The sequence below is a fragment of the Micromonospora sp. NPDC048868 genome, assembly GCF_043198195.1.
Lineage (GTDB): Bacteria > Actinomycetota > Actinomycetes > Mycobacteriales > Micromonosporaceae > Micromonospora > Micromonospora reichwaldensis.
The window spans coordinates 32088-54475 of sequence record NZ_JBICUN010000010.1; the positions used below are offsets into that span (position 1 = coordinate 32088).

Sequence of the window (22388 nt, forward strand, 5' to 3'; positions counted from 1 at the left end):
CGGGGGCCGGCCGGGAGGCCGCCGGGCGACGATCAGGGCAGGCGGGTCTCCAGGATGCCGTCGACGACGCGGGTCGGCAGGATCTGCTGGTCGTTGCCGGACGGACCGTGCACGACCTCGCCGCCGTTGAGGCGGAACGCGCTGCCGTGCCACGGGCAGACCACGCAGTCGTGCCCGTCGATCTCGCGCACCTCGCCCTCGCCCAGCGGGCCGCTCTGGTGCGGGCAGCGCTCCAGCATCACGGTGACCTCGTCGCCGTGCCGGTAGAGGATCACCGAGACGTCGTCGACATCCCGGGTGATCAGCGTGCGCTCCGGCAGGGCAGCCATGTCCGCGATCGAGTGCCAGCCGTCGCTCATCCGGTGCAGCTCGGAGATGCTCTGGTTGACCTGCGCGCCCTGCTTGTACGCCAGGTGCCCGCCGAGGTACGCCCCCATGCTGGCCGCGCCGAGCCCGAGGAAGCCGAGCGTACGGCCGAGGTTGTGCCGGCCGGTCATCCGGGCGGCCACCGAGCCGGCGTAGAACGCCAGGCCGACGCTGTTGGACGCGGCGTGCACCAGGCCGATCCGGCGCTGGTCGCGAGCCAGTGCCGCCCAATCGTTGAGGCCGGTGACCGCGGCCGGGAGGGCGCTGACGGTGCCCACCGCGCACAGCGTGGCGGCGGCCCGGCGCTGCCCCGGCATCAGGTCCAGCACCGCCGTGCTGATCCACGCGCCCACCGGCACCTGCACCATCGCCGGGTGCAGCGGATGGCCCAGCCAGACGCCGTGCAGCAGGTCGCGGACCCGCTGCGGTCGGAGGGTGGCCTGGACCGCGCGCTGCAACCGGTCGCCGACCCGGTCCAGGCCGGATGCCTGCTCGATCTTCGTCAAGAGTGCTCGCACCCGTACCGACTTCCCGGCAGGAGCCCCCGCAAACCGGTCGGCGGTGACAAGTCCGCAGGTGTACGTGAGGTGCGCCCCGTCGGCCCGTAACGGGACGCCCCGGGCGGGTCAGCGTGCCGCCCAGCGGTCGTGGTGGATCGCGTCGGCCAGGGGGCGCTTCCGCCGCCAGCCGTGCCGGGCCAGGTCGGGTACCGCCTCGAAGTGGGTGACCGGCCCGAGGCAGAGCCACGCCACCGGCCGGATCCCGTCGGGGATGCCGAGCAGCTCGGCGAGCCAGGGCTCGCGGTAGAACGACACCCAGCCCACCCCGAGCCCTTCGGCGGTGGCGGCGAGCCAGAGGTTCTGGATGGCGAGGCAGGTCGAGTAGAGCCCGGTGTCGGCGATGGCGTGCCGGCCGAGCACGGCGGGGCCGCCCCGGTCCTGGTCGTGGGTGACCACCACGGACAGCGTCGACTCCAGGACGCCGTCGATCTTGATGCGGGCGAACCGCTCGGCCGCCTCCCCGTCGAGCGTCGCGGCGAACGTGTTCCGCTCGGTGCGGACGTGCTCGTGGAACCGGCGGCGCAGCTCCGGGTCGCGCACCAGGACGAAGTCCCAGGGCTGCGAGTAGCCGACGCTCGGCGCGGCGTGCGCCGCCGCCAGCACCCGGTGCAGTGTCTCCTCGGGCACCGGCGCGCCGGTGAACTGGGCGCGTACGTCCCGGCGGCGGTGGATGACGTCGTACAGATCCAAGGCAGGCTCCCGCTGCGCTCGGCCCACGCCACGCCGGACGCGGGCACCGGACGCGAGGCCGGTCTTCGGACTCCCGGATCGACGCCTGGCCGTCCGCCTTCCCGGCCCGGACGGGCCAGTGGCTGCGCGTACGCGTGGACGGTGGCTCCCCGGTCACCGCGGCGGGCCCGTGCCGGATTCACACCGGCTTCCCGATTCTCCCCGCTCGCGCGGGGCACCTCACATGATCGTGCCGTCGGGGATGCTAGCGCCGTCCGGCCCGTGACGGGAGGCGACACGGGCGTGAAAATCCGGTCGCGGGCAGCACCGTCCACGGCCACTGTGGTCCGGGTGTACGCACTCTCCTCCCGCCCGCTGCCGGCCGGCCGACCGGCGACCCGACTGAGCGTCGCGCTGGGCCAGCCCCGGGCCGTGCCGCCCCCGCTGCTGATGCTGCTGGGCATGCTCTCCACCCAGGTCGGGGCGGCCGTCGCCAAGCAGCTCTTCGGCAGCACCAGCGCCGGCGGCACCACCACGCTGCGGCTCGGCTTCGCCGCGCTCATCCTGCTGGTCCTGGTCCGGCCGGGGCTGCGCCTGGGCTGGCGTACCGCCGGTCTGGTCGGGGCGTTCGGGCTGGCCCTGGCGGTCATGAACCTCGCCTTCTACGCGGCCCTGCACCGGGTGCCGCTGGGCGTCGCGGTCACCATCGGCTTCGCCGGGCCGCTGCTGGTGTCGCTCGCCGGCAGCCGCCGCCTCGCCGACGTGGCATGGGCGGCGCTGGCCGGCGGCGGCGTGCTGCTGATCAGCGGGCTCGGCGGGACGGGAATGGACCGGCTGGGGCTGCTGTGCTGCGTGGCCGTCGCGGTCGGCTGGGCCGGCTACGTGCTGCTCGGCAAGGCGGTCAGCGCCCGGGTGCCGGGCAGCCGGGGCCTCGCGCTGGGGATGGCCGTCGCCGCGCTGGCCGTGCTGCCGTTCGGGGTCGCCGGCAGCGGTACGGCGCTGCTCGACCCGTGGACCCTCGCGCTGGGCGCGGCGGTGGCGCTGCTGTCGTCGGTGCTGCCGTACTCGGCGGAGATGGCGGCGCTGCGCCGGATGCCGGCCCGGGTCTTCGCGGTCCTGCTCAGCCTGGAGCCGGCGATCGGGGCACTGGTCGGGCTGGTCCTGCTCGGCGAGCTGCTGGCCTGGCCGCAGGCGGCGGGGGTGGCCTGCGTGGTCGGCGCCGCGCTGGGCGCCACCCTGGTCCGCCCGGACCGGTCCGCCCCGCGCTGACGCCTGGCGCCGCCGGCACCGTCGGAGGCATGCTGTCGGCATGGGCGTACGCGTCGAACGCGCCGCGGCGGTGACCACGGTGATCCTGGACCGGCCGGCGGCGCGCAACGCGGTCGACGGGCCGATGGCACGGGCGCTGGCCGACGCGTTCCGCGCCTTCGAGGCCGACCCCGACGCCTCCGTGGCCGTGCTCTGGGGTGCCGGCGGCTCGTTCTGCGCCGGGGCCGACCTGAAGGCCATCGGCACCCCGAGCGGCAACCGGGTCGAGGCGCAGGGGGACGGCCCGATGGGTCCGACCCGGATGACGCTCAGCAAGCCGGTGATCGCCGCGATCTCCGGTCACGCGGTGGCCGGCGGGTTGGAGCTGGCGCTCTGGTGCGACCTGCGGGTCGCAGAGTCCGACGCGGTGCTCGGGGTGTTCTGCCGCCGCTGGGGGGTGCCGTTGATCGACGGGGGCACGGTCCGGCTGCCCCGGCTGATCGGCGAGAGCCGGGCGATGGACCTGATCCTCACGGGGCGGCCGGTGCCGGCCGAGGAGGCGTACGCCATGGGTCTGGTGAACCGGCTGGTCGCGCCGGGTGAGTCCCGGGCGGCGGCCGAGCGGCTGGCGGCCGAGATCGCCCGGCACCCACAGACCTGCCTGCGCAACGACCGGGCGGCGCTACTCACCGGCGCCGGCCGGCCCGAGCCGGAGGCCATGGCGGGCGAACTGGCGTACGGGATGGAGTCGCTGGCCGCCGACGCGGCGGCCGGTGCGGCCCGGTTCGCCGCTGGCGCCGGTCGGCACGGCGACCCGGCCGACTGACCGGGCGGGACATCTCGACGGGCCGGGCGGTGCGGCCACTCGGGTGTCGAGTGGCCGCACCGCCCGGTGGACCGGCCGCCGCCCGGGCGACCGGGGTGGGTCAGTTACGGTTGATGGTGAACGTCGAGGTGGTGTTCTGGATGTCCACCGCGTTGTTGCTCAGCCGCAGGTTGTTGAACGTGACCGACCCGACGGCCGGCCCCTGCCCCGTCTCCGGCATGGGGTTGGCCCAGATGCCGAAGCCGGACTTCGCGTCGTACGCGTCACCGCTCTTGCGGGCGCCGCTGATGGAGACGTTCGTGAAGACCGTGTCGGTGATCGGGAACTGTGGCTGCCCACCGACGTAGTTGGTCTGGAACATGATGCCGCTGTAGGTCGGGTCGACGATGTCGACGTCGCTGACCCGGATGCCCTGGAACACTTTCGAGGCGGAGAAGACCCAGATCGCCGGGAAGGTCTGCGCGCCCCAGAAGTGCCCACCGGCCCGGACGATCGAGATGTTCTCGAACCGGGTGGGCGGGCTCGCGCCGAAGCCGTTCATCGGGTAGCCGAAGTCGAGCGAGCTGATGGTGATGCCGGAGTAGACGAGCGTGTCCGCGATGTAGATGTTACGGAACGTGTTGCCGTAGCCGCCGTAGACGGCGACACCGGCGGCCCGCCAGGTCAGCGTCGAGGTCAGGTTCTCGTAGACGTTGTCCTTCATGTCGGCGCCGCCCGCGTCGATCGCCGAGAACAGCGCGAAGCTGTCGTCGCCGGTAGCCCGGGCGTCGTTGTTGCTGACCAGGTTGTTGGTGCTCCCGTTTGTCATGTTGATGCCGTCGGCGAACATGTTCCGGATCCGGGAGTTCTTAATCGTCATGTGGTCGGTGTTCGCGCCCCAGTAGAGGCACACCATGTGCTCGTTCCAGATGTTGTCGATCACGATGTTCGACACGTTGGAGAAGTCGAACACCTTGCCCGGCCCGTCGATGCGCGAGGTGTAGTTGCCGAAGTAGGCGAAGTTCGCGAAGGACGATCCGGCCGCCGAGTTCTCGGCCCGGAAGCCAATGTCGGTGTTGTCCTGGCCGGAGGGCGCGTTGAACCGGGTGTACCAGGGGCCGGCGCCGGTCACCTTGACCGCCTTGCCGTACACCTGGAACTTCGACGCGGTGGAGTAGTTGCCCGCCGGCAGGTAGACCCCGACGAGGTTGCCGGTGGTGTCCATCCGCACCCGGTCCAGGGCGTTCTGCACGTCGGAGTGCGTGAAGCCGGTCGGCGTGGCGTAGCGCGCCGGGTCCGGGTTCGCGATCGGCGCCACCTGCTCGGTGTTGATGAAGTCGATCGCGTACGTGGTGGTGTTGGCCGGGTCCTTCTGCAGGCGGATCCTGCTGCCCGCCGGCACCGTGGAGTTGAGCATGACGTTGGCCTCGTCGTAGATGTGCCGCGGTCCGCCCGCGCTCGGCGAGTTGCCCGGGCTGGCCTCGTTGCCGTAGAGCCAGGCGTACCGGGACGTCAGGTCGATGGCCTTGTGGAACGTGCCGTTGACGTAGACGTTCAGCGTCGAGTTGATCCCGCCGCCGCCCGGGGCGTCCGGGATGGAGAAGCGGGTGACCAGGGTGTTGGTGCTGGCCCGGGTGGTCCACTCGACATAGCTGCCGGTCGAGTTGAGGGTCACCGCCCGCCGGCCGGACGCCTCACCCGCGAGGTCGCCGACGGTCCGGTTCGGCCCGACGACGCTGGCGCCGCCGCCGACCACGCCGTCCTCGGCCTCGTACATGTCGTACGGCATGTTGGCGCCGCGCCCCACGAAGAGCGCCCGGTCGCTGGTGTTGTTGCCCTGCTTGACCGGCAGCTCGTTGCCGTCGGCGGCGAGCACCACCCGGACGGTGTACTTGCCGTTCGCGGCCGTCCAGGTGCCCAGGTTGACCGGGCCGACGGTCGCCCCGGCGTTGATCACCCCGGAGTACGAGCCGGTCAGGGTACGCACGACCGTGCCCGCCTCGTTGAGCACGGTGAGCGTGATGCCGTGCGCGCCCGACGCGGAGGCCACGCTGCCGGCGTTGCGGATCGACACCGAGAAGGTGACCGTGTTGCCGGCCGCCGGGGTGCCCGGCGACCAGGCGACCGCGGCGGCGACCAGGTCGGAGCTGGCGACCGGGCTGACCACCAGCGGGCTCGGGTTGGTGTAGCTGTTGTTGGTGTCGTCCTGCTCGACGACGGTGTTCGACTCGTCGACCTTCGCGCTCAGCGGGTAGCTGCCCGCGTCCCGGTTGCCGATGTTGGCGGTGACCGTGGCCGAGGCCCCGGCTGCCAGGCCGCCGACCGGCGCGGTGCCCACCCGGTTGGTGCCGAGGTAGAAGTTGACGTTGGTGGCGCCGGAGGCCGCCGAGCCGGCGTTGCGGACGGTGGCCGAGAGCGTAACGGTGCTCGTCTCCACGGGCGCGGACGGGCTGAACGACATGCCGGTAACTGTCAGGTCCGGGTTCGGCGCCGGGGTGCCGATGACCTGGAACTCGGCGACCTGCCCGGCCGGGGCACCGGTGTTCGAGGCGATCGAGAGCCGCACGTCGGCCGCCGCGCCGGAGACCGGGATGGTCACCGTGTTGCCGCTGGCCGGGCTGAAGGCGTAGTTCGCCGCGCCGACCAGGGTGGTGAAGGTCGAGGAGCCCTGGTCCCGCCCGAGGACTGTGATGTTCTGCGTACGCGCCCCCCAGGCGGAGTCGGGGTTCAGCTTCAGCACGACCTGGCTGAGGCTGGCGTTGGCGCCGAGCTGCACGGTCAGCGTGCTCGGGTTGCCGTTGCCCTCCCAGTAGGTGGCCACGTTGTTGTCGTTGGCGTTGGTCGCCACGAACGTGTGCACGTGCCCGGAGGCGGTGATCGGCTTGCCGACCGCCAGGTTGCTGCCGACGGGCGGGTTGCCGGTGCCGGTCCGGGTCACGGTGTTGCTGTTCGCCGACTGGTTGCCGGCCGCGTCCCTGGCCCGGACCTGGTACGAGACCGTGGCGCTGTCCGGCTGGCTGTCGGTGTACGTCAGCGTGGAGCCGTTGACGCTGCCGCGCAGCGCGCCGTTGGCGTACACGTCGTAGCCGGTGACCCCGACGTTGTCCGTGGACGCGGACCAGGTGAGCCGGATCTGCCCGCTGGCGGGCTGGGTGTACGCGAGGTTGCCCGGGGCGCTGGGCGCCTGGGTGTCGGGGTTCCCGGCGGCGCCGTAGACCTCGACCTCGGAGAGTTGGGCGGCCGGCCAGCCGGTGTTGCCGGTGACCTGCACCCGCACGTACCGGGTGCTGGTCGCGGTGAAGCTGACGGTGACGGTGTTGCCGGTGGCCGGGTTGAAGGTGTGGCCGCCGGACGCCTTCAGGGTGGTGAACGACGAGCCGTTGGTGGAGCCGAGCACCGACAGCGTCTGGGTGCGGGTCTGCCAGTCCGACGAGGGCGGCAGCTTGAGCACCACCCGGTCGACGGTGACGGTGGCGCCGAGGTCCGCCTGGATCCACTGCGGGAACGCGTTGTTGGCGCTCTCCCAGTAGGTGGCCGCGTTGCCGTCGTTGGCGTTGCTCGCCACGTAGTTCTGGTTGTGGCTGCTGGCGCTCATGGTGGCGGAGAGCCCGGCGAGCAGGGCCGCGCGGGCGGCGGTCGCCGCCGGGTCCGCCGCCGGTGCGGCGGCCGCCGGGGTGACGGCCGGGACGGCGGTGAGGAGCAGCCCGGCGAGCACGCCGGCGAGCAGCCGCCGGTTGGCCGGGCGGGCCGACCGGGGGACGGGACGGGGCGCGCCGGCCGGCGCGGTCCCGGGTCTGGTGCCGTTTCTGGACATGGGTCGCTACACCTCTTTCGGGGGGGGGTGGGGTGCGGGTGCGTTGCCCGGTGACGGGCGCAGGGGTACGCCCGTCGTGCCGCGACAGGTGGGGGACGGTGCGGGGCGATGTCGGGGCGGCGCTGCGCCGGGCCGCCCGGACTCCGATGGCCCCCGCCGGGACGGGCGGGGGCCATCGGGCTAGCTGGAGTGGATCTCGAACTCGCTGAGCTGGCCGGCGGGCCAGCTGCTGTTGCCGGTGAACGTCAGCCGCAGGTACCGCTGGCTGGTCGCCGCGAAGGTCACGGTGACCGTGTTACCGGTGGCCGGGTCGAAGGTGTGGCCGCCGGACGCCTTCAGGGTGGTGAACGACGAACCGTTGGTGGAGCCGAGCACCGACAGCGTCTGGGTGCGGGTCTGCCAGGCCGAGGACGGCGGGAGCTTGAGCACGACCCGGGACACCGTCCGGTTGGCGCCCAGGTCCACCGTCAGCGACTGCGGGAAGGCGTTGTTGGCGCTCTCCCAGTAGGTGTTCGGGTTGCCGTCGACCGCGTTGGCCGCCACGTACACGTCGGCGTGGCTGGTCGCCGCGGCCGGCCGACCGAGCGCCAGGTTCCCGGTCGGGGGCGGGGTGGTCGGCGGCGGGGTCGTCGGGGGCGGGGTGGTGGTGCCGCCGCCGTACACCTCGAACTCGGAGAGCTGCGCCGCCGGCCAGCCCGTGTTGCCGGTGACGGTCAGCCGGACGAACCGGCGCTCGCCGGCCGGCACGCTGATCGACACCGTGTTGCCGCCGGCCGGGTCGAACGCGCGCCCGGCCGACCCGGCGAGGGTGACCCACGAGGAGCCGTCGGTCGAGCCGAGCACCGACAGCGTCTGGGTCCGGCGCTCCCAGCCGGCGGGCAGCTTCAGCACCACCCGGTCGACGGTGCGCGCCGCGCCCAGGTCGACGGTCAGCGACTGCGGGAACGCGTTGTTGGCGCTCTCCCAGTAGCTGGCCGCGTTGCCGTCCACCGTGTTCGTCGCGACGTAGTTCTGGTTGGTGCTCGTCGCGGTCACCGGCCGCCCCTGCGCCAGGTTCCCGCCGGTCGGGGGCGGGGTGGTCGGCGGGGGCGTGGTGGGCGGCGGGGTGGTCGGGGGCGGGGTGGTCGGCGACGTCGGGGGCGGGCTGGTGGGGCCGCCGCCCCACTGCGGCTCGGGCCACGGCCCGCAGTACGGCGTCGACGTGTACCAGCCGGAGTTGCCGGTGCCCTGGGTGATCTGGAAGCCGCTGCCGACGCAGTTGTGCATCGGGTTGGCCTGGGCGATCCCGGTGGCCCGCACGTTCGTGAAGGACACCTGGCTGGGCGCCTGCACCTGGAGGGCGTACGTGCCCGCGCCGTCGATCCGTACGTTGTTGAAGCTGATCCCGCTGGACTGCCCCTCGATCCAGTGCAGCGCCGCGTACGAGCTGTCCAGGATGTCGGTGTCGGTGACGTTGATTGCCGCGCCCTGGATCGGCTCGTTGAGCGCGGAGAACCAGATGGCGCCGACGCCGAACTGCCAGTTGTAGTCCGAGTTGCCGTTGCGGATCAGCGTGTTCCGGGCGACGGTGATCGTCCCGGAGACGGCGGTCGGGCCGGTCACGCCCGGGTAGCGGTTGGCGACGTGGATGCCGCCGCCGTTGGTGACCGAGTCGGCGGTGACGTTGTCGGTGATCTTGATGTCCCGCCCGCCGTAGGTCACCAGGTGGTTGGCGAGGATCGTCACGCCGATCGTGTTGCGGGTGAAGGAGTTGTTCACGTTCGGCACGCTCTGCGCCCACATGGCGAGGGCGTCGTCACCCGTGTTGCGTACGAACGTGTTGGTCACCGTGGAGTTGGTGACGCCCCAGTGGAAGTTCACCCCGTCGGCGGTCTGGTCGAGGATCCGGCTGTTGCGGATGGTGAAGTTGTCCATCGGGCCGTCCATCCAGGCCCCGACCTTGGTGTGCTGCATCCAGACGTTGTCGACCACCGAGTTCGACATCGCCCCGCCGATGGCGTTGACCTGGTCGTCGTCGATCCGCTCGCGGATGTCGCCGATGATGGCGAAGTCGCGCAGCGTGACGTTGCGGCTGGGTCCGCCGGCCTCGTGCGGCCGGATCTCGCCGCTGTAGCCGCCGCCGGGGACGTACTTGCCGTAGATGCCGGCGGCCCGCTTGCGGTCGGTGGGGTGCCGCCCGCCGAGCACCGAGTACCACGGTCCCGCCCCGCGCAGGGTCACCCCGTCCACGACGACGTGGTCCCAGAGGGTGAACGTGCCGGTCGGGATCCAGACGGCCCGGCCCTGGGCCTTGCCGGCGTCCACCGCCGCCTGGAACTTCGCGGTGGAGTCGGTCGCCCCGGTCGGGTCGGCGCCGAAGTCGGTGACCACGTCGAGCACGCCGGCCGGCTTGGCGATCGGGGCGCCCACCAGCTCGAAGTCGGCCAGGTCGATGGTGAAGGTCGGCGACTGGGCGGTCGAGGAGACCTGGAGCCGGATCTTCGTGCCGGCCGGGTACGTGGTCCCGAACATGGCCCGGGTCTCGTCGTAGAAGTGGTGCGGGTTGGTGTCGCCCGGGTTGTTGTTGAACGGGTAGCCGCCGTAGTACCAGCCGTACCGCGAGGTGACCGGCACCGCCTTGACCAGCGCGCCGTTGGCCCGCAGGTCGATGCTGGCGTCCCGGCCGGTGCCGGCGGCGTTGTCCGGCAGGCTGTAGCGGAAGGTCACCGCGTTGGCGGGCGCGGTCAGGGTGAACTCGACGTACTCGCCGACGGCGTCGAGGGTGACCGCCTCCCGGCCGGACGCCTCGGACGGCAGCGTGCCGTAGCGGCGGTCCGGGCCGATCCTCGTGCCGGTGTGCGCGACCTCCTCCGCCTCCTGCTCGACGAACGGGACGGTGGCGCCCCGCCCCGAAATGTCGAACGGCGAGAGTCCCGCCGCCTGGGCGGGGGTGGCGGTGCTGGTCAACGCGATGACGGTGAGCGAGGTCGCGGTGAGGGCGAGGCCGGCGAGGGCGGCGACACCCGCCCGGGTCCTGGTTCCGGGGGGCGCATGCGGGGTGGCGGTGGTGTGGTCGGGCATCGGCGAACTTCTCCCTGTCGTCGGTGGTCCCCCCGTGCGTTACAACGTGGCGCTGGAGCTGCGCACCTCCTTCCCGGGTGCGGGTGCCGCGGTGCCGACGGCCGGGACGGGCCGCCGGCACCGCGCGGGTGGTCAGACCGTTTCGGGTCCGGCCGGGTCTTCTTCGGCGGTACGCAGCCAGACGGCGGTGTCCGGCGGAAGCAGGTCGTCGTCGAGCGGCCCGCTGGCGAGCAGCCGCCCGGTGTGGGGCGGCAGCGGCACCGCGACGTCCGAGAGGTTGACCAGGCAGGTGAAGCCGGGCCGACGGTGGTAGGCGAGCACGTCGTCCGGGGCGGGCAGCCAGCTCATCGTCCCGTCGCCGAGCGCTGGTTCGGCCCGCCGGATCCGGATCGCCGCCCGGTACAGCTCGAGCATCGAGGACGCGTCGCCGGTCTGCGCCCGGACCGTCTGGTCCTTCCACCCGGCCGGCTGGGGCAGCCAGGGGGCGGTGGCGCCGTCCGGACTGAACCCGAACGGCGGCTCGTCGCCGGCCCAGGGCAGCGGCACCCGGCAGCCGTCCCGGCCGGGGTCGATCCGGCCGGAGCGTTCCCACATTGGATCCTGGCGCAGCGCGAACGGGATGTCCTCGACCTCCCAGAGGCCCAGCTCCTCGCCCTGGTAGACGTAGGCGGCGCCGGGCAGCGACAGCGACAGCAGCGCTGCGGCCCGGGCCCGGCGGGTGCCCAGTTCCAGGTCGGTGGGGATGCCCTCGCGCTTGGCGGCGAAGCTGAACGTGGTGTCCGCCCGGCCGTAGCGGGTGACGTGCCGGGTCACGTCGTGGTTGGAGAGCACCCAGGTGGCCGGCGCGCCGACCAGCGCGTGCACGCTCAGCGTTCCGTCGATGCTCTCGCGCAGCGCCGAGGCGTCCCAGGCGCAGCCGAGGAAGTCGAAGTTGAACGCCGTGTGCAGCTCGTCCGGGCGCAGGTAGTTGGCGAACCGCTGCCGGTCCGGCATCCACACCTCACCGATCAGTGCCCGGTCGCCGGGGTACTCGTCGGCGATCCGCCGCCAGTCGCGGTAGATCTCGTGCACCCCGTCGAGGTCGCGGAACGGGTGCGGCCGGCCCGGCAGCGTCTCGGGCAGCGTTCCGTCCTTGACCAGCAGGCCGGCCGAGTCGATCCGGATGCCGTCCACCCCACGGTCGAACCAGAACCGGAGGATGTCCTCGAACTCGGCGCGCACCCTGGGGTGGTCCCAGTTGAAGTCGGGCTGCTCCGGGGCGAACAGGTGCAGGTACCAGTCGCCGGGGGTGCCGTCCGGGTTGGTGGTCCGGGTCCAGGTCTCGCCGCCGAACTCGCCGACCCAGTCGGTGGGCCGCTGGTCGCCGTTCGGGCCCCGGCCGGGGCGGAACCAGAACAGCTCCCGCTCGGGGGCGTCCGGGCCGCCGGCGAGCGCCGCCTGGAACCAGGGGTGCGCGTCGGAGCAGTGGTTCGGCACCACGTCGACGATGCTCCTGATGCCGAGCGCGTGTGCCTCCGCGATCAGCGCCTCCGCCTCGGCCAGGGTGCCGAAAACCGGGTCGATGTCGCGGTAGTCGGCCACGTCGTAGCCGGCGTCGGCCATCGGGGAGGGGTACCAGGGGCTGAACCAGATCGCGTCGACGCCGAGCGCGGACAGGTAGTCCAGCCGCGACCGGATGCCGGCGATGTCGCCGATGCCGTCGCCGTCGCCGTCGGCGAAGCTACGCGGGTACACCTGGTAGATCACCGCTCCACGCCACCACGGACCTTTGTCTGCTCTGGACACGAGCACCTGCTTTCTGCGTCAGTGCGTCGGCGGGTTCGCCGGACCTTGAGGTGTCCCGGGCAAACAGTCGTTGTTCGCCGCGGAACGTTGCGCCGGGGGCTATCCCTTGAGGCTGCCCGTGGTGAGGCCGGACATGATGTTCCGCTGGAAGATCAGGAAGACGATGACGGTCGGGATCGCGGCGATGACCGAGGCGGCGACCACCACGTTCATGGGCGTACCGCCCGAGAAGGCGTAGATGCCGACGCTGACCGTCCGGGTCTCGGGCGACGGCATGACCAGCTTCGGCCAGAGGAAGTCCTTCCAGACCGCGGTCACGGCGAAGATCGAGACCACGCCGAGGATGGGGCGCGACATCGGCAGGACGATCGACCAGAGCGTGCGCAGCGGGGTCGCCCCGTCCATGAGGGCCGCCGCCATCAGCTCCTCCGGGATCGAGTCGAAGAACCGTTTCAGGAGGAAGATGTTGAACGCGTTCGCGACCAGGGGCAGCCAGATCGCGAACGGCGAGTCGAGCAGGTTGACGTGCAGGATCGGCAGGTCGATCACGGTCACGTACTGCGGGACGATGAGGACCATCGCGGGGATCATCAGCGTCGCCAGCATCAGGCCGAGGATCACGTTGCCGAAGATCGGCCGGAGCTTCGACAGGGAGTACGCCGCGGCGGTGTCGAAGACGAGTTGGAACAGGACCGCGCCGGCCGCGTAGTAGAAGGTGTTGAACAGCAGCTTGGCGAGGTCGAGGTTGTTCCACGCCTCGACGTAGTTCTGCGGCTGCGGATCCTTCGGGAACAGCGACGGCGGGGTCTGCGCGATCTCCTGGCCGGACTTGAGCGCGCCGGTGACCATCCAGTAGAGGGGCCCGAGGAAGACGAGCGTGAAGCCCGTCACGACGACGGCGAGCAGCGCCCAGTAGATCACCCTGCCGCGTCCCCGCCTGAGCTGGGCGGGGGAGACGAGTGTCCGGGTCCCGGAGTCCTGTGCCATTCCGCGTCCGTCCTAGTCCTGTTTCGCAGTCAGCCGCACGTAGACGGCGGAGAACCCGGCCAGCACCACGAGCATGATCACGCCGAGCGCCGCGGCCCCGTTGAGGTCGTTCTGGAAGAACCCGTGCTGATAGATGAGGTACGCGACCGAGGTCGCCGAGTCCTCCGCGCCCGCGCCGTTGGCGAGGATCAGCGGCTCGATGAAGAGCTGCATGGTGGCGACGATCTGGAGCATCGCCAGGAGCGCGAGGATCAGCCGGGTCTGCGGGACGGTCACGTGCAGGATCCGCCGCCAGATCCCGGCGCCGTCCAGCTCGGCCGCCTCGTAGAGCTCGCCGGGGATGTTCTGCAACGCCGCCAGGTAGATCAGCACCGCGCTGCCCATGTTCATCCAGGTCGACGCCAGCACCATCGCGGGCATCGTCATGTCGGGGGACTGCATCCACTGCGACGTCGGCAGGTGCAGGGCCTTGAGGATCGCGTTGAGGAGTCCCGCGTCGCTGGGGTCGTACGCGTAGAACTTGAACAGGAAGAGCGCCGAGGCCGGCGGCAGCATCACCGGCAGGTAGACCAGGATCCGCAGGTACCCCTTGGCGTGGCGGAACTCGTTGAGCAGGATCGCCACGAAGAACGGCACCACGTAGCCGAGGACGAGCGCGAGGACCGTGAAGTAGAAGGTGTTCTTCCAGGCGGTCCAGAAGCTCGGGTCGTCGAGGATGCGGGCGTAGTTGTCCCAGCCCACCCAGGTGGTCTCGCCGCGCCGGGTGCGCTGGAAGCTCATCACGATGCCGCGGATCATCGGGTACCAGGAGAAGACCGCGAAGCAGAGCACCGCACCGATCAGGAACGCGTGGCCGGTGAGGTTGTCCCGCACCTTGCGGCCGAGGCTCGTACGCTGCGGCCCGACCGGGGACGTCGACGCGGGACGACCCGTGTCTCTGGTGGTCCCCGGGGCGGAGAGGATCGCCAAGGCAACTCCTGGTGAGTCGGTGACCGGACGGGCGGTGCGGGCGGGGTGGGGGCCGGCGCACCGGCCCCCACCGTCGGGTCAGCTCTGTGCGGCGAGGAGCTGGTTGACCTTGTCCTCGGCCGTCTTGAGCAGCGCGTCGATGTTCGCGTTCGGGTTGGTCAGCACCCCGGACATCGCCGCGTCGAGCACCGCGTAGATCGCCTGCGCGTTGCGCGGTTCGCCCTTGATCTGCACCGGGGTGGCCTCGAAGAGCGCGAAGTTGGCGGTGTCGACGTTCGCGTTCGCCTTGCGCAGTTCGAGCTCCTGCTTCTGCGCGTCACTGCCGCCCGCGAAGAGCAGCGGCTGGGGCAGGCCGACCGGGTAGTTCTGCGGCTTGGCCCGCACGTAGTCGAACTGGCCCTTGCCTGGCGTCAGCTTCTGGTAGGCGATCCACTTCAGACCGGCCTCGACCTGCTCCGGGGAGAGGCCCTTCTTGAAGAAGTAGCCCTCGCCGCCGCCGAGCGTGCCCTTCGCCGGGCCGTCCTGGCCGGGCAGCGGGGCCATCGCCCAGTCCTGGAACTTGCCCTGGAACTGGCTGACGATCGCCTGGGTGGCGTCCGGCGCGCCGATGAACATGCCCACCTTGCCGGCGGCGGCGTTGGTCAGCAGGTCGCCCCACTGGAGCAGCTGGCGGCTGCCCATGCTGTTGTCGCCGTACCGCATGTCCTTGAGGTTCTGCAGGACCTGCTTGCCCATGGCGTTGTTGAAGTCGGCCTTCTTGCCGTCCTCGGTCAGCATCCGGCCGCCCTGCGAGTAGAGCAGGGAGGTGAAGTGCCAGCCGCCGGTGTTGCCGGCGCTGTACTCCGAGTAGCCGGCGATGCCGTTGCCGAGCGCGGAGATCTTCTTGGCGGCCGCCCGGACCTCGGGCCACGTCCTGGGCGGGTTGTTGGCGTCGAGCCCCGCCTGCTGGAACAGCACCTTGTTGTAGACCAGGCCCATCGAGTAGTTCTTCGCCGGGACGGCGTAGAGCTTCCCGTCGTGGCTGAAGGCCTCCTTGAGCGCCGGGTCGACGCTGTCCCAGGTGGGGATCGTGTCCTTGTCGGCGTACTCGCTGATGTCCATCGCCTGGCCGGAGTCCAGCACCTGCTGGAGATCGGTCATGTATCCGTAGAACAGGTCGGTCACGGTGCCACCGGCCAGGCGGGCGGTGAAGTCCGGCGGGTTGTTGCACTGCTCGCCGACGCTCACGCTCTTGATGACGATGTCGGGGTTCTGCCGCTGGAATTCGGCGACGTCGTCGTTCCAGTTCTTCAACAGCTCTTTCTGGGAGCCGACCGGCTGGCAGTCGACGGTGACGGTGACCTTGCCGCCTGCGCTGCCTGTCGCGTCGTCGCTCTTCGTCGAACAGGCCGCAAGGCTGAGCCCCAGGCCGGCCACGAGCGCCAACGCCGCAGTCTTCCGGTACTGCGGTACGGACATCTGTCCATCCCTTCGGGAACGGTGTCTCCATGACCTGCGCTGATGCCCGGTGGTCGTCACCGCGCCGATGCGCCGGCACTGATCTGCATCTGCCAAGCGACCTGATCCCGGGTAGCTGCGCCGGGGCCAGGTGTGAGTGGGGTCACTGTAGTCAAGCGAACTTGTCCCAGCAAGGTATCGATCCCGCGTTGAAAAGACGAGACTTTGATACGACAGATTTTGACAGGATCTTGGAAGGCGGCCGAGTTGCGGCTTTGACCCCGATTGGTTCCTGCCAGCGGGCAGGCAGAACGGAACGGCCGCCGACCGCAGGCAGCGGTCGACGGCCGTTCCGTCGTTCAGGTGGGCGGGGGCGGACCCGGGTCAGCGACCGGGGGCGGGCGCGGTGGAGCCGCGGACGACCAGCTCGGGCTCGAACAGCAGCTCGTCGTGCAGCACGCCGGCGCCCTCGATCTGGGTGACCAGCAGGTCCACGGCGGCCTGCCCCATGGTCTCGATCGGCTGCCGCACCGTGGTCAGCGGCGGGTCGGTGCAGGTCATGAACGCGGAGTCGTCGAAGCCCACCACCGACACGTCGGTCGGCACCACCCGACCCAGCCGCCGGGCGGCCCGGATGGCGCCCAGGGCCAGCACGTCGCTGGCGCAGACGATGCCGGTCACGCCGCGCTCGACCAGCTTGGTCGCGGCGACCCGTGCCCCCTCCATGGAGAAGCTGGAGCGCTCCACGTACGCCGTGTCGTCACCCCAGCCCGCCGCCTGGGCCATCGCGTCCAACTTGCGCCGGGACGGCACGTGCCCCTCCGGGCCGAGCACCATCCCGATCCGCTCGTGCCCGAGCGAGCGCAGGTGCCCGTACGCCTGCTCCACCGCCACCGCGTCGTCCGTGGAGACCCGGGGGAAGCCCAACTCGTCCACCCCCGCGTTGACCAGCACCACCGGCAGGCCCCGGTCGGTCAGCCGGCGGTAGTGGTCGTGCCGGGCGTCGGCGAGCGCGTACGACCCACCGGCGAAGATCACCCCGGAGACCTGGTGGTCGAGGAGCATCTCCACGTAGTCCATCTCGGAGACGCCACCGATGGTGCGGGCGCAGAGCGCCGGGGTGAACCCCCGCTGGGCGAGGGATCCGGTGACCACCTCGGCGAGCGCCGGAAAGATCGGGTTCTGCAACTCGGGCAGCACCAGCCCGACCAGCCGGGCGCGCTCGCCGCGCAGCTTGGTGGGCCGCTCGTAGCCGAGCACGTCCAGCGCGGTCAGCACCGCCGTCCGGGTCGCCTCGGAGACCCCGTCCCGGCCGTTGAGCACCCGGCTGACGGTGGCCTCGCTGACGCCCGCCTTCTTGGCAACTTCGGTCAACCGCTTCGTCACGGCCGCAATCGTACGTCATCGGAATGAAAGAAATGAGCAGCCATCTGCCGGGCGATTGCCTTCCGCTGCCGCGCGCTGCCCGCCATCCGGCATCCGGCATGCAGCCCGGTCGTCAGGACATGTTCCGCAGCGCGTCCTCGACCGTCCGGTGGAAGGTCGGGTACGCGTAGATCATCTGCCGGAGCCGGGCGAGCGGCACGGCCGCGTGCACCGCCACCGCCAGGCCGGAGAGCACCTCGCCACCGGCCGGCCCCACCGAGGTCGCGCCGATCAGCACGCCCTGGTCGGCGTCCGCGACCAGCTTGACGAAGCCCTCGTTGCCGGCCTTGTGGATCCAGCCCCGCGCCGACGACGGCAACCGGGCGAGGCCGACCTGCACGTTGACGCCCCGCTCGCGGGCCTGCGACTCGGTGAGGCCGACCGCGCCGACCTCGGGGTCGGTGAAGGTCACCCGGGGCAGCGCCCGGTAGTCGGCGCGCGGCACCGCACCGGCGGAACCGCGCACGCCGGTGGTGCCCGACGCGCCGCCCGTCGCGCTCGCGGTGCCGCTGGGGTCGGGCCCGCCTGCGGCGCGCCGGGCGTGGTCGAGCACGTCGGCGACGACGATCCCCGCCTGGTACATCGCGACGTGCGTGAACGCCCCCTCGCCGGTGACGTCGCCGACCGCCCAGATCCCCTCCGTCACGTGCAGCCGGTCGTCCACGGACAGATAGCGCCGGCCGGCGTCCACCCCGACGGTGTCCAGGCCCAGCTCGTCCAGGTGGGCCCGGCGACCGGTCACCACCAGCAGCCGCTCGGCGGTGAACCGCGCCCCACCGGCCGCGTGCAGGGTGAAGCCGCGCCCGTCGTGGCCGACCCGCTCCGCCCGTACCCCGGTGTGGATCTCCACCCCGTCGGCGCGCAGCGCGGCGGCGGCCACCTCGGACGCCTCGGGCTCCTCGACGGCGAGCACCCGGTCCAGGGCCTCGACCACGGTGACCCGAACCCCGAACCGGGCGAAGACCTGCGCCAGCTCCAGCCCGATCGCCCCGCCGCCCAGCACCAGCAGCGACTCCGGCAGCTCCTCGACCTCGATCGCCTGCCGGTTGGTCCAGTACGGCGTGTCGGCCAGCCCGTCGACCGGCGGCACGGACGGGCTGGTGCCGGTGCCGAGCACGATCCCGTGCCGGGCCTGGAAGACCCGCTCGCCCACGCGCACCCGGCCGGGGCCGTCGAGCCGGGCGGTGCCCCGGACGAACCGCCCGCCCTTGCCGGTGAACCGCTGTACCGCGACCGTGTCGTCCCAGGTGTCGGTGGCCTCCTCGCGGATCCGCTTCGCCACCGGCGCCCAGTCGGGCCGCACCTCGGCGGTGCCCGCGAGCCCGTCCACCCGGCGGGCCTCGGCGATCGCGTTGGCCGCCCGGATCATCATCTTGCTCGGCACACACCCCCAGTACGGGCACTCCCCGCCGACCAGGTCACGCTCGACGCCGACGACGGTCAGCCCCGCCTCGGCGAGCCGCCCGGCCACCTCCTCGCCGCCGACCCCGAGCCCGACCACGACCACGTCCACCAGTTCCGGATCCGCCATCCCGCCAGCATCGCGCACCGCCCGGCGGCCGGCCAGCGGGTCACGGGGTCGGCACGGCCAGCGGGCCGGGCACCCGGGCGGGGCCGGGGATCACCACCGGCGTGCCGGCGGGGGTGAGCAGGGCGCGGGCGGCCACCGCCAGCCGGCGGCGCTGCGGCACCAGCGCCCGGTCGACGAAGACGTCGTAGTCCTGCGCGGCCACCTCGTCCAGGATCCCGCCGTAGAGCGCGTACGCGGTGCGCATGCAGGCCTGCGAGGCGGGTGCGAGCAGGGTGATCCCGGGAGCCGCGGCGACGTAGTGCGCCTGGGCGCGGGTCACCTCGTACGCGATCAGCTCCCGGATCCGGGACGTGGCGCGGCCCCGGGCGCGCGCCTCGGCCAGGTCCTCCCGGGTGACGCCGAACAGGGCCAGGTCGTCGTCGGGCAGGTAGGTCCGCCCCCGGTCGAGGTCCTCGGCCACGTCCCGGATGAAGTTGGTGAGCTGGAAGGCGAAGCCGAGCTGGCGGGCCGGCTCCCGGGCCGCCGCCGGGTCGGAGCTGCCCAGGATCGGCAGCATCATGGTGCCGATCACCGCCGCCGAGCCCTCCATGTAGTCGAGCAGGTGGTCGTAGGTGCGGTACGAGGTGACCGTCAGGTCCATCGCCATGCTCTTGAGAAACGACGCGAAGTCGTCCCGGTCGAGATCGAAGACGGCGATCGTGTGCAGCACGGCGGGGAGCAGCGGGTCGTCCACCGGTTCGCCGTGCAGTCCGGCGACGAAGCGGCCGGCCCAGTCGTCGAGTCGGGCGGCGCGCTCGGCAGGGGGAAGTTCCTCGGTGCGGTCGACGATCTCGTCGGCGTAGCGCGTGAATCCGTACAAGGCGTGCACATGCCGCCGTTTCCAAGCGGGCAGCAGCCGGGTGGCGAGATAGTAGGTGCGGCCGTGCCGTTTGTGCAGCTCACGGCAGCGGTCATAGGCAGCGGTGAGATCGGTGTCCACCGGCCCTCCTCATTTATCGACGCACGAATCGACGCAACTCGTAAGCCTAGGGTACGCTCGGTCACATGGCCAACGACGCAGTTGCGGGTAACTCGCTCCGCGTGGCCCCCGCCGGCCCGACCGACGGGGACGATCCGGTCCGGGCGGTCCTGGCCGCGTACACGAAGGACCTGGTCACGGCGGTGCAGGACACCCTCGCCGCCTTCCTGGCGACCGAGGTCGACGCGTTGCGCGAGATCGACGCGGCGATGGGCGGATTCGCCGCGACGGCGCGCGACTGCGTGCTGGCCGGCGGCAAGCGCGTCCGACCCACGTTCGCCTACTGGGGGTGGCGCGGCGCGCCCGGCGGCACGGGTCCGCTGCCGGCGGTGCTGCCCGCGTTCGCCGCCCTGGAGCTGCTGCACACCTTCGCCCTCGTCCAGGACGACGTGATGGACGCCTCCGCCACCCGCCGTGGCCGGCCCACCGCGCACGTGGCGCTGGCCGCCCGGCACGCCGCCGCCGGCCACCGGGGCGACCCGCATCGGTTCGGCGAGGCGGTCGCGGTGCTGATCGGCGACCTCTGCATGGTCTGGGCCGACCGGCTCCTCGCGCACGCGACGCTGCCGCCGGCCCGCCTGCTCGACGTCCGGCGCTGCTACGACCAGATGCGCGTGGAGACGATCGCCGGGCAGTACCTCGACGTGCTCGGCGAGAGCGACGCGGCGAACTGGTCGGTCGACCGGGCGCTGCGGGTCGCCCGCTACAAGACCGCGAGCTACACGGTGCAGCGTCCGCTACTCTTCGGCGCCTGCCTGGCCGGCGTCGGCGGCGACGCCCCGCTGACCGCCGCGTACACCCGCTACGGGCTGGCCGTCGGCGAGGCGTTCCAGCTCTGCGACGACCTGCTCGGCGTCTACGGCGACCCGGCCACCACCGGCAAGCCGGCCGGCGACGACCTGCGCACCGGCAAGCCGACCGTGCTGCTCATGCTGGCCCGGCAGCTCGCCACGCCGACCCAGCGGCGCGCCCTGGACGGCCTCGGCGCCGACGTGGGGGACGCGGAGGTCGCCCGCCTCGCCGAACTGGTCGCCGACACCGGGGCGGTCGACCGGGTCGAGCGCATGATCTCCGACCGGGTCGACGAGGCGCTGACCGCCCTCGGCACCGCGTCGATCGACGAGACCGCGCGCACCGCGCTGACCGGCCTCGCCACCGCCGCCACCAACCGGCGGGCATGATGGGCAACTTCGCACAAGGAGGTGGTCGCGTGCGCACCGTCGACGGGCGTACGGACCGGGTGGTCGTCGTCGGCGCCGGGCTGGGCGGGCTGGCCTGCGCGCTGCACCTGGCGGGCAGCGGTCGGCAGGTGACCGTGCTGGAGCGCGAGCCGGTACCGGGCGGCCGGGCCGGCCGGCTCGGCGTGGACGGCTACGAGTTCGACACCGGACCCACCGTGCTCACCATGCCCGACCTGATCGCCGAGGCGCTCGGCGCGGTCGGCGAGGAGCTGGACGACTGGCTCGACCTCACCCCGCTCGACCCGGCCTACCGGGCGTACTACCCGGACGGGTCGACGCTGGACGTCATCACCGACACCACGCGGATGGCCGCCGAGATCGCCCGGGTCTGCGGCCCGCGCGAGGCCGACGGCTACCTGCGCTTCGTCGACTACGCACGCAGGCTGTGGCAGTGGGAACGCGCCGACTTCATCGAGCGCAACCTGGACGCGCCCACCGACCTGCTCACCGGAAACCTCGTGAAGCTGCTGGCGGGCGGCGCGTTCCGCCGGCTCCAGACGAAGATCAACCAGTTCTTCCGGGACCCGCGCACCCAGCGGATCTTCTCCTTCCAGGCGATGTACGCCGGCCTCGCCCCACACGACGCGCTGGCCATCTACGCGGTCATCGCGTACCTCGACTCGGTGGCCGGCGTGTACTTCCCGCGCGGCGGCATCCACGCCGTCTCCCGGGGCATGGCCGGCGCCGCCGAGAAGCACGGCGTCGAGATCCGCTACGACACCACGGTGACCCGGGTGGAGACCGCGCACGGCCGGGCCACCGGCGTGGTGACCGCAGACGGCGAGCTGATCCCGGCCGACGTGGTCGTGCTCAATCCCGACCTGCCGGTCGCCTACCGCGACCTGCTGCCGCCGAGCCGTCCGCGCCGGCTCACCTACTCCCCTTCCTGCGTGGTCCTGCACGTCGGGTCGACCCAGGGGTATGGGAAGATCGCCCACCACAACATCCACTTCGGACGGTCGTGGAAGGGCACCTTCGATGAGGTCATCCGGCGGGGCGAGCTGATGAGCGACCCGTCCCTGCTGGTCACCAACCCGAGCCGGACCGACCCGTCGGTGGCGCCGGCCGGGCGGCACACCTACTACGTGCTCGCCCCGGTGCCCAACCTCGACCGGGCGCCCTTCGACTGGCGGGGCGATCTCACCCAGCGCTACGCCGACCAGCTCGTCGGGACCCTGGAGGAGCGCGGCTACGTCGGCTTCGGGGCCGGCGTCGAGGTGCTGCGGGCCGTGACCCCGGCCGAGTGGGCGGAGCAGGGCATGGCCGCCGGCACCCCGTTCGCCGCCGCCCACAGCCTCTTCCAGACCGGCCCGTTCCGCCCGTCGAACCTGCACCGGACGCTGCCGAACGTCGTCTTCGTCGGCTCGGGCACCCAGCCCGGCGTCGGCGTGCCCATGGTGCTCATCTCCGGCAAGCTGGCCGCCGGCCGCATCACCGGGGCAGCATGATGGCCCTCCCCCTCGGACCCTGGAG

The 22388-nt window shown here is 72.1% G+C and carries 15 protein-coding genes and 1 riboswitch; of the genes, 4 read left to right on the forward strand and 11 right to left on the reverse strand.

What is annotated here, in order from left to right; genetic code table 11:
• Positions 1 to 32: 32 nt before the first annotated feature.
• Both ACGFNF_RS17630 and bluB read right to left on the reverse strand, forming a co-directional pair.
• A complete protein-coding gene (locus ACGFNF_RS17630; protein ID WP_393169033.1) occupies positions 33 to 884 on the reverse strand; it encodes a Rieske 2Fe-2S domain-containing protein in 852 nt (283 codons plus the stop codon).
• A 108-nt stretch (positions 885 to 992) separates the two neighbouring features.
• On the reverse strand, positions 993 to 1616 hold the full coding sequence (bluB, locus tag ACGFNF_RS17635; RefSeq protein ID WP_357576920.1) for a 5,6-dimethylbenzimidazole synthase: 624 nt from the start codon (positions 1614 to 1616) through the stop codon (positions 993 to 995).
• Between the two features lie 38 nt (positions 1617 to 1654).
• Positions 1655 to 1853, reverse strand: a riboswitch (cobalamin riboswitch).
• Between the two features lie 93 nt (positions 1854 to 1946).
• Here bluB and ACGFNF_RS17640 point away from each other — a divergent pair.
• Together ACGFNF_RS17640 and ACGFNF_RS17645 are read left to right on the forward strand one after the other, a co-directional pair.
• Entirely contained in the window at positions 1947 to 2864 is a 918-nt protein-coding gene (locus ACGFNF_RS17640) for a DMT family transporter (protein ID WP_393169035.1), read from the forward strand.
• A 40-nt stretch (positions 2865 to 2904) separates the two neighbouring features.
• Entirely contained in the window at positions 2905 to 3669 is a 765-nt protein-coding gene (locus ACGFNF_RS17645; protein ID WP_393169037.1) for a crotonase/enoyl-CoA hydratase family protein, read from the forward strand.
• Positions 3670 to 3769: 100 nt separating this feature from the next.
• Here ACGFNF_RS17645 and ACGFNF_RS17650 read toward each other — a convergent pair whose 3' ends face one another.
• The 9 genes from ACGFNF_RS17650 to ACGFNF_RS17690 form a co-directional block, all read right to left on the reverse strand.
• A complete protein-coding gene (locus tag ACGFNF_RS17650; RefSeq protein WP_393169039.1) occupies positions 3770 to 7462 on the reverse strand; it encodes a discoidin domain-containing protein in 3693 nt (1230 codons plus the stop codon).
• A 180-nt stretch (positions 7463 to 7642) separates the two neighbouring features.
• Positions 7643 to 10522 carry a discoidin domain-containing protein gene (locus ACGFNF_RS17655; RefSeq protein WP_393169041.1) on the reverse strand — a complete coding sequence of 960 codons (2880 nt, stop codon included), beginning with the start codon at positions 10520 to 10522 and terminating at the stop codon, positions 7643 to 7645.
• Between the two features lie 132 nt (positions 10523 to 10654).
• The gene (locus tag ACGFNF_RS17660) at positions 10655 to 12268 is read right to left on the reverse strand and encodes an alpha-amylase family glycosyl hydrolase (RefSeq protein ID WP_393169043.1); all 1614 of its coding nucleotides are present in this window, start codon (positions 12266 to 12268) and stop codon (positions 10655 to 10657) included.
• Positions 12269 to 12406: 138 nt separating this feature from the next.
• On the reverse strand, positions 12407 to 13294 hold the full coding sequence (locus tag ACGFNF_RS17665; protein WP_393169045.1) for a carbohydrate ABC transporter permease: 888 nt from the start codon (positions 13292 to 13294) through the stop codon (positions 12407 to 12409).
• Positions 13295 to 13306: 12 nt separating this feature from the next.
• Positions 13307 to 14263 (reverse strand): carbohydrate ABC transporter permease, encoded by a 957-nt coding sequence (locus ACGFNF_RS17670; protein WP_393169047.1) that lies wholly within the window; start codon positions 14261 to 14263, stop codon positions 13307 to 13309.
• A gap of 78 nt (positions 14264 to 14341) precedes the next feature.
• On the reverse strand, positions 14342 to 15721 hold the full coding sequence (locus ACGFNF_RS17675; RefSeq protein WP_393169049.1) for an ABC transporter substrate-binding protein: 1380 nt from the start codon (positions 15719 to 15721) through the stop codon (positions 14342 to 14344).
• Positions 15722 to 16084: 363 nt separating this feature from the next.
• On the reverse strand, positions 16085 to 17086 hold the full coding sequence (locus ACGFNF_RS17680; RefSeq protein ID WP_132235096.1) for a LacI family DNA-binding transcriptional regulator: 1002 nt from the start codon (positions 17084 to 17086) through the stop codon (positions 16085 to 16087).
• A gap of 112 nt (positions 17087 to 17198) precedes the next feature.
• Positions 17199 to 18656, reverse strand: a complete 1458-nt coding sequence (locus ACGFNF_RS17685) for a dihydrolipoyl dehydrogenase family protein (RefSeq protein ID WP_393169051.1) — start codon at positions 18654 to 18656, stop codon at positions 17199 to 17201.
• 40 nt (positions 18657 to 18696) lie between these two features.
• The gene (locus tag ACGFNF_RS17690) at positions 18697 to 19635 is read right to left on the reverse strand and encodes a phytoene/squalene synthase family protein (RefSeq protein ID WP_393169053.1); all 939 of its coding nucleotides are present in this window, start codon (positions 19633 to 19635) and stop codon (positions 18697 to 18699) included.
• 65 nt (positions 19636 to 19700) lie between these two features.
• On the opposite strand from ACGFNF_RS17690, the gene ACGFNF_RS17695 reads away from it, so the two are divergent.
• A complete protein-coding gene (locus tag ACGFNF_RS17695) occupies positions 19701 to 20855 on the forward strand; it encodes a polyprenyl synthetase family protein (RefSeq protein ID WP_357576926.1) in 1155 nt (384 codons plus the stop codon).
• The gene (gene crtI / locus ACGFNF_RS17700) at positions 20855 to 22363 is read left to right on the forward strand and encodes a phytoene desaturase family protein (protein ID WP_357576969.1); all 1509 of its coding nucleotides are present in this window, start codon (positions 20855 to 20857) and stop codon (positions 22361 to 22363) included. Before ACGFNF_RS17695 ends, crtI begins: the two co-directional genes overlap by 1 nt.
• The last annotated feature ends 25 nt before the right edge of the window (positions 22364 to 22388 follow it).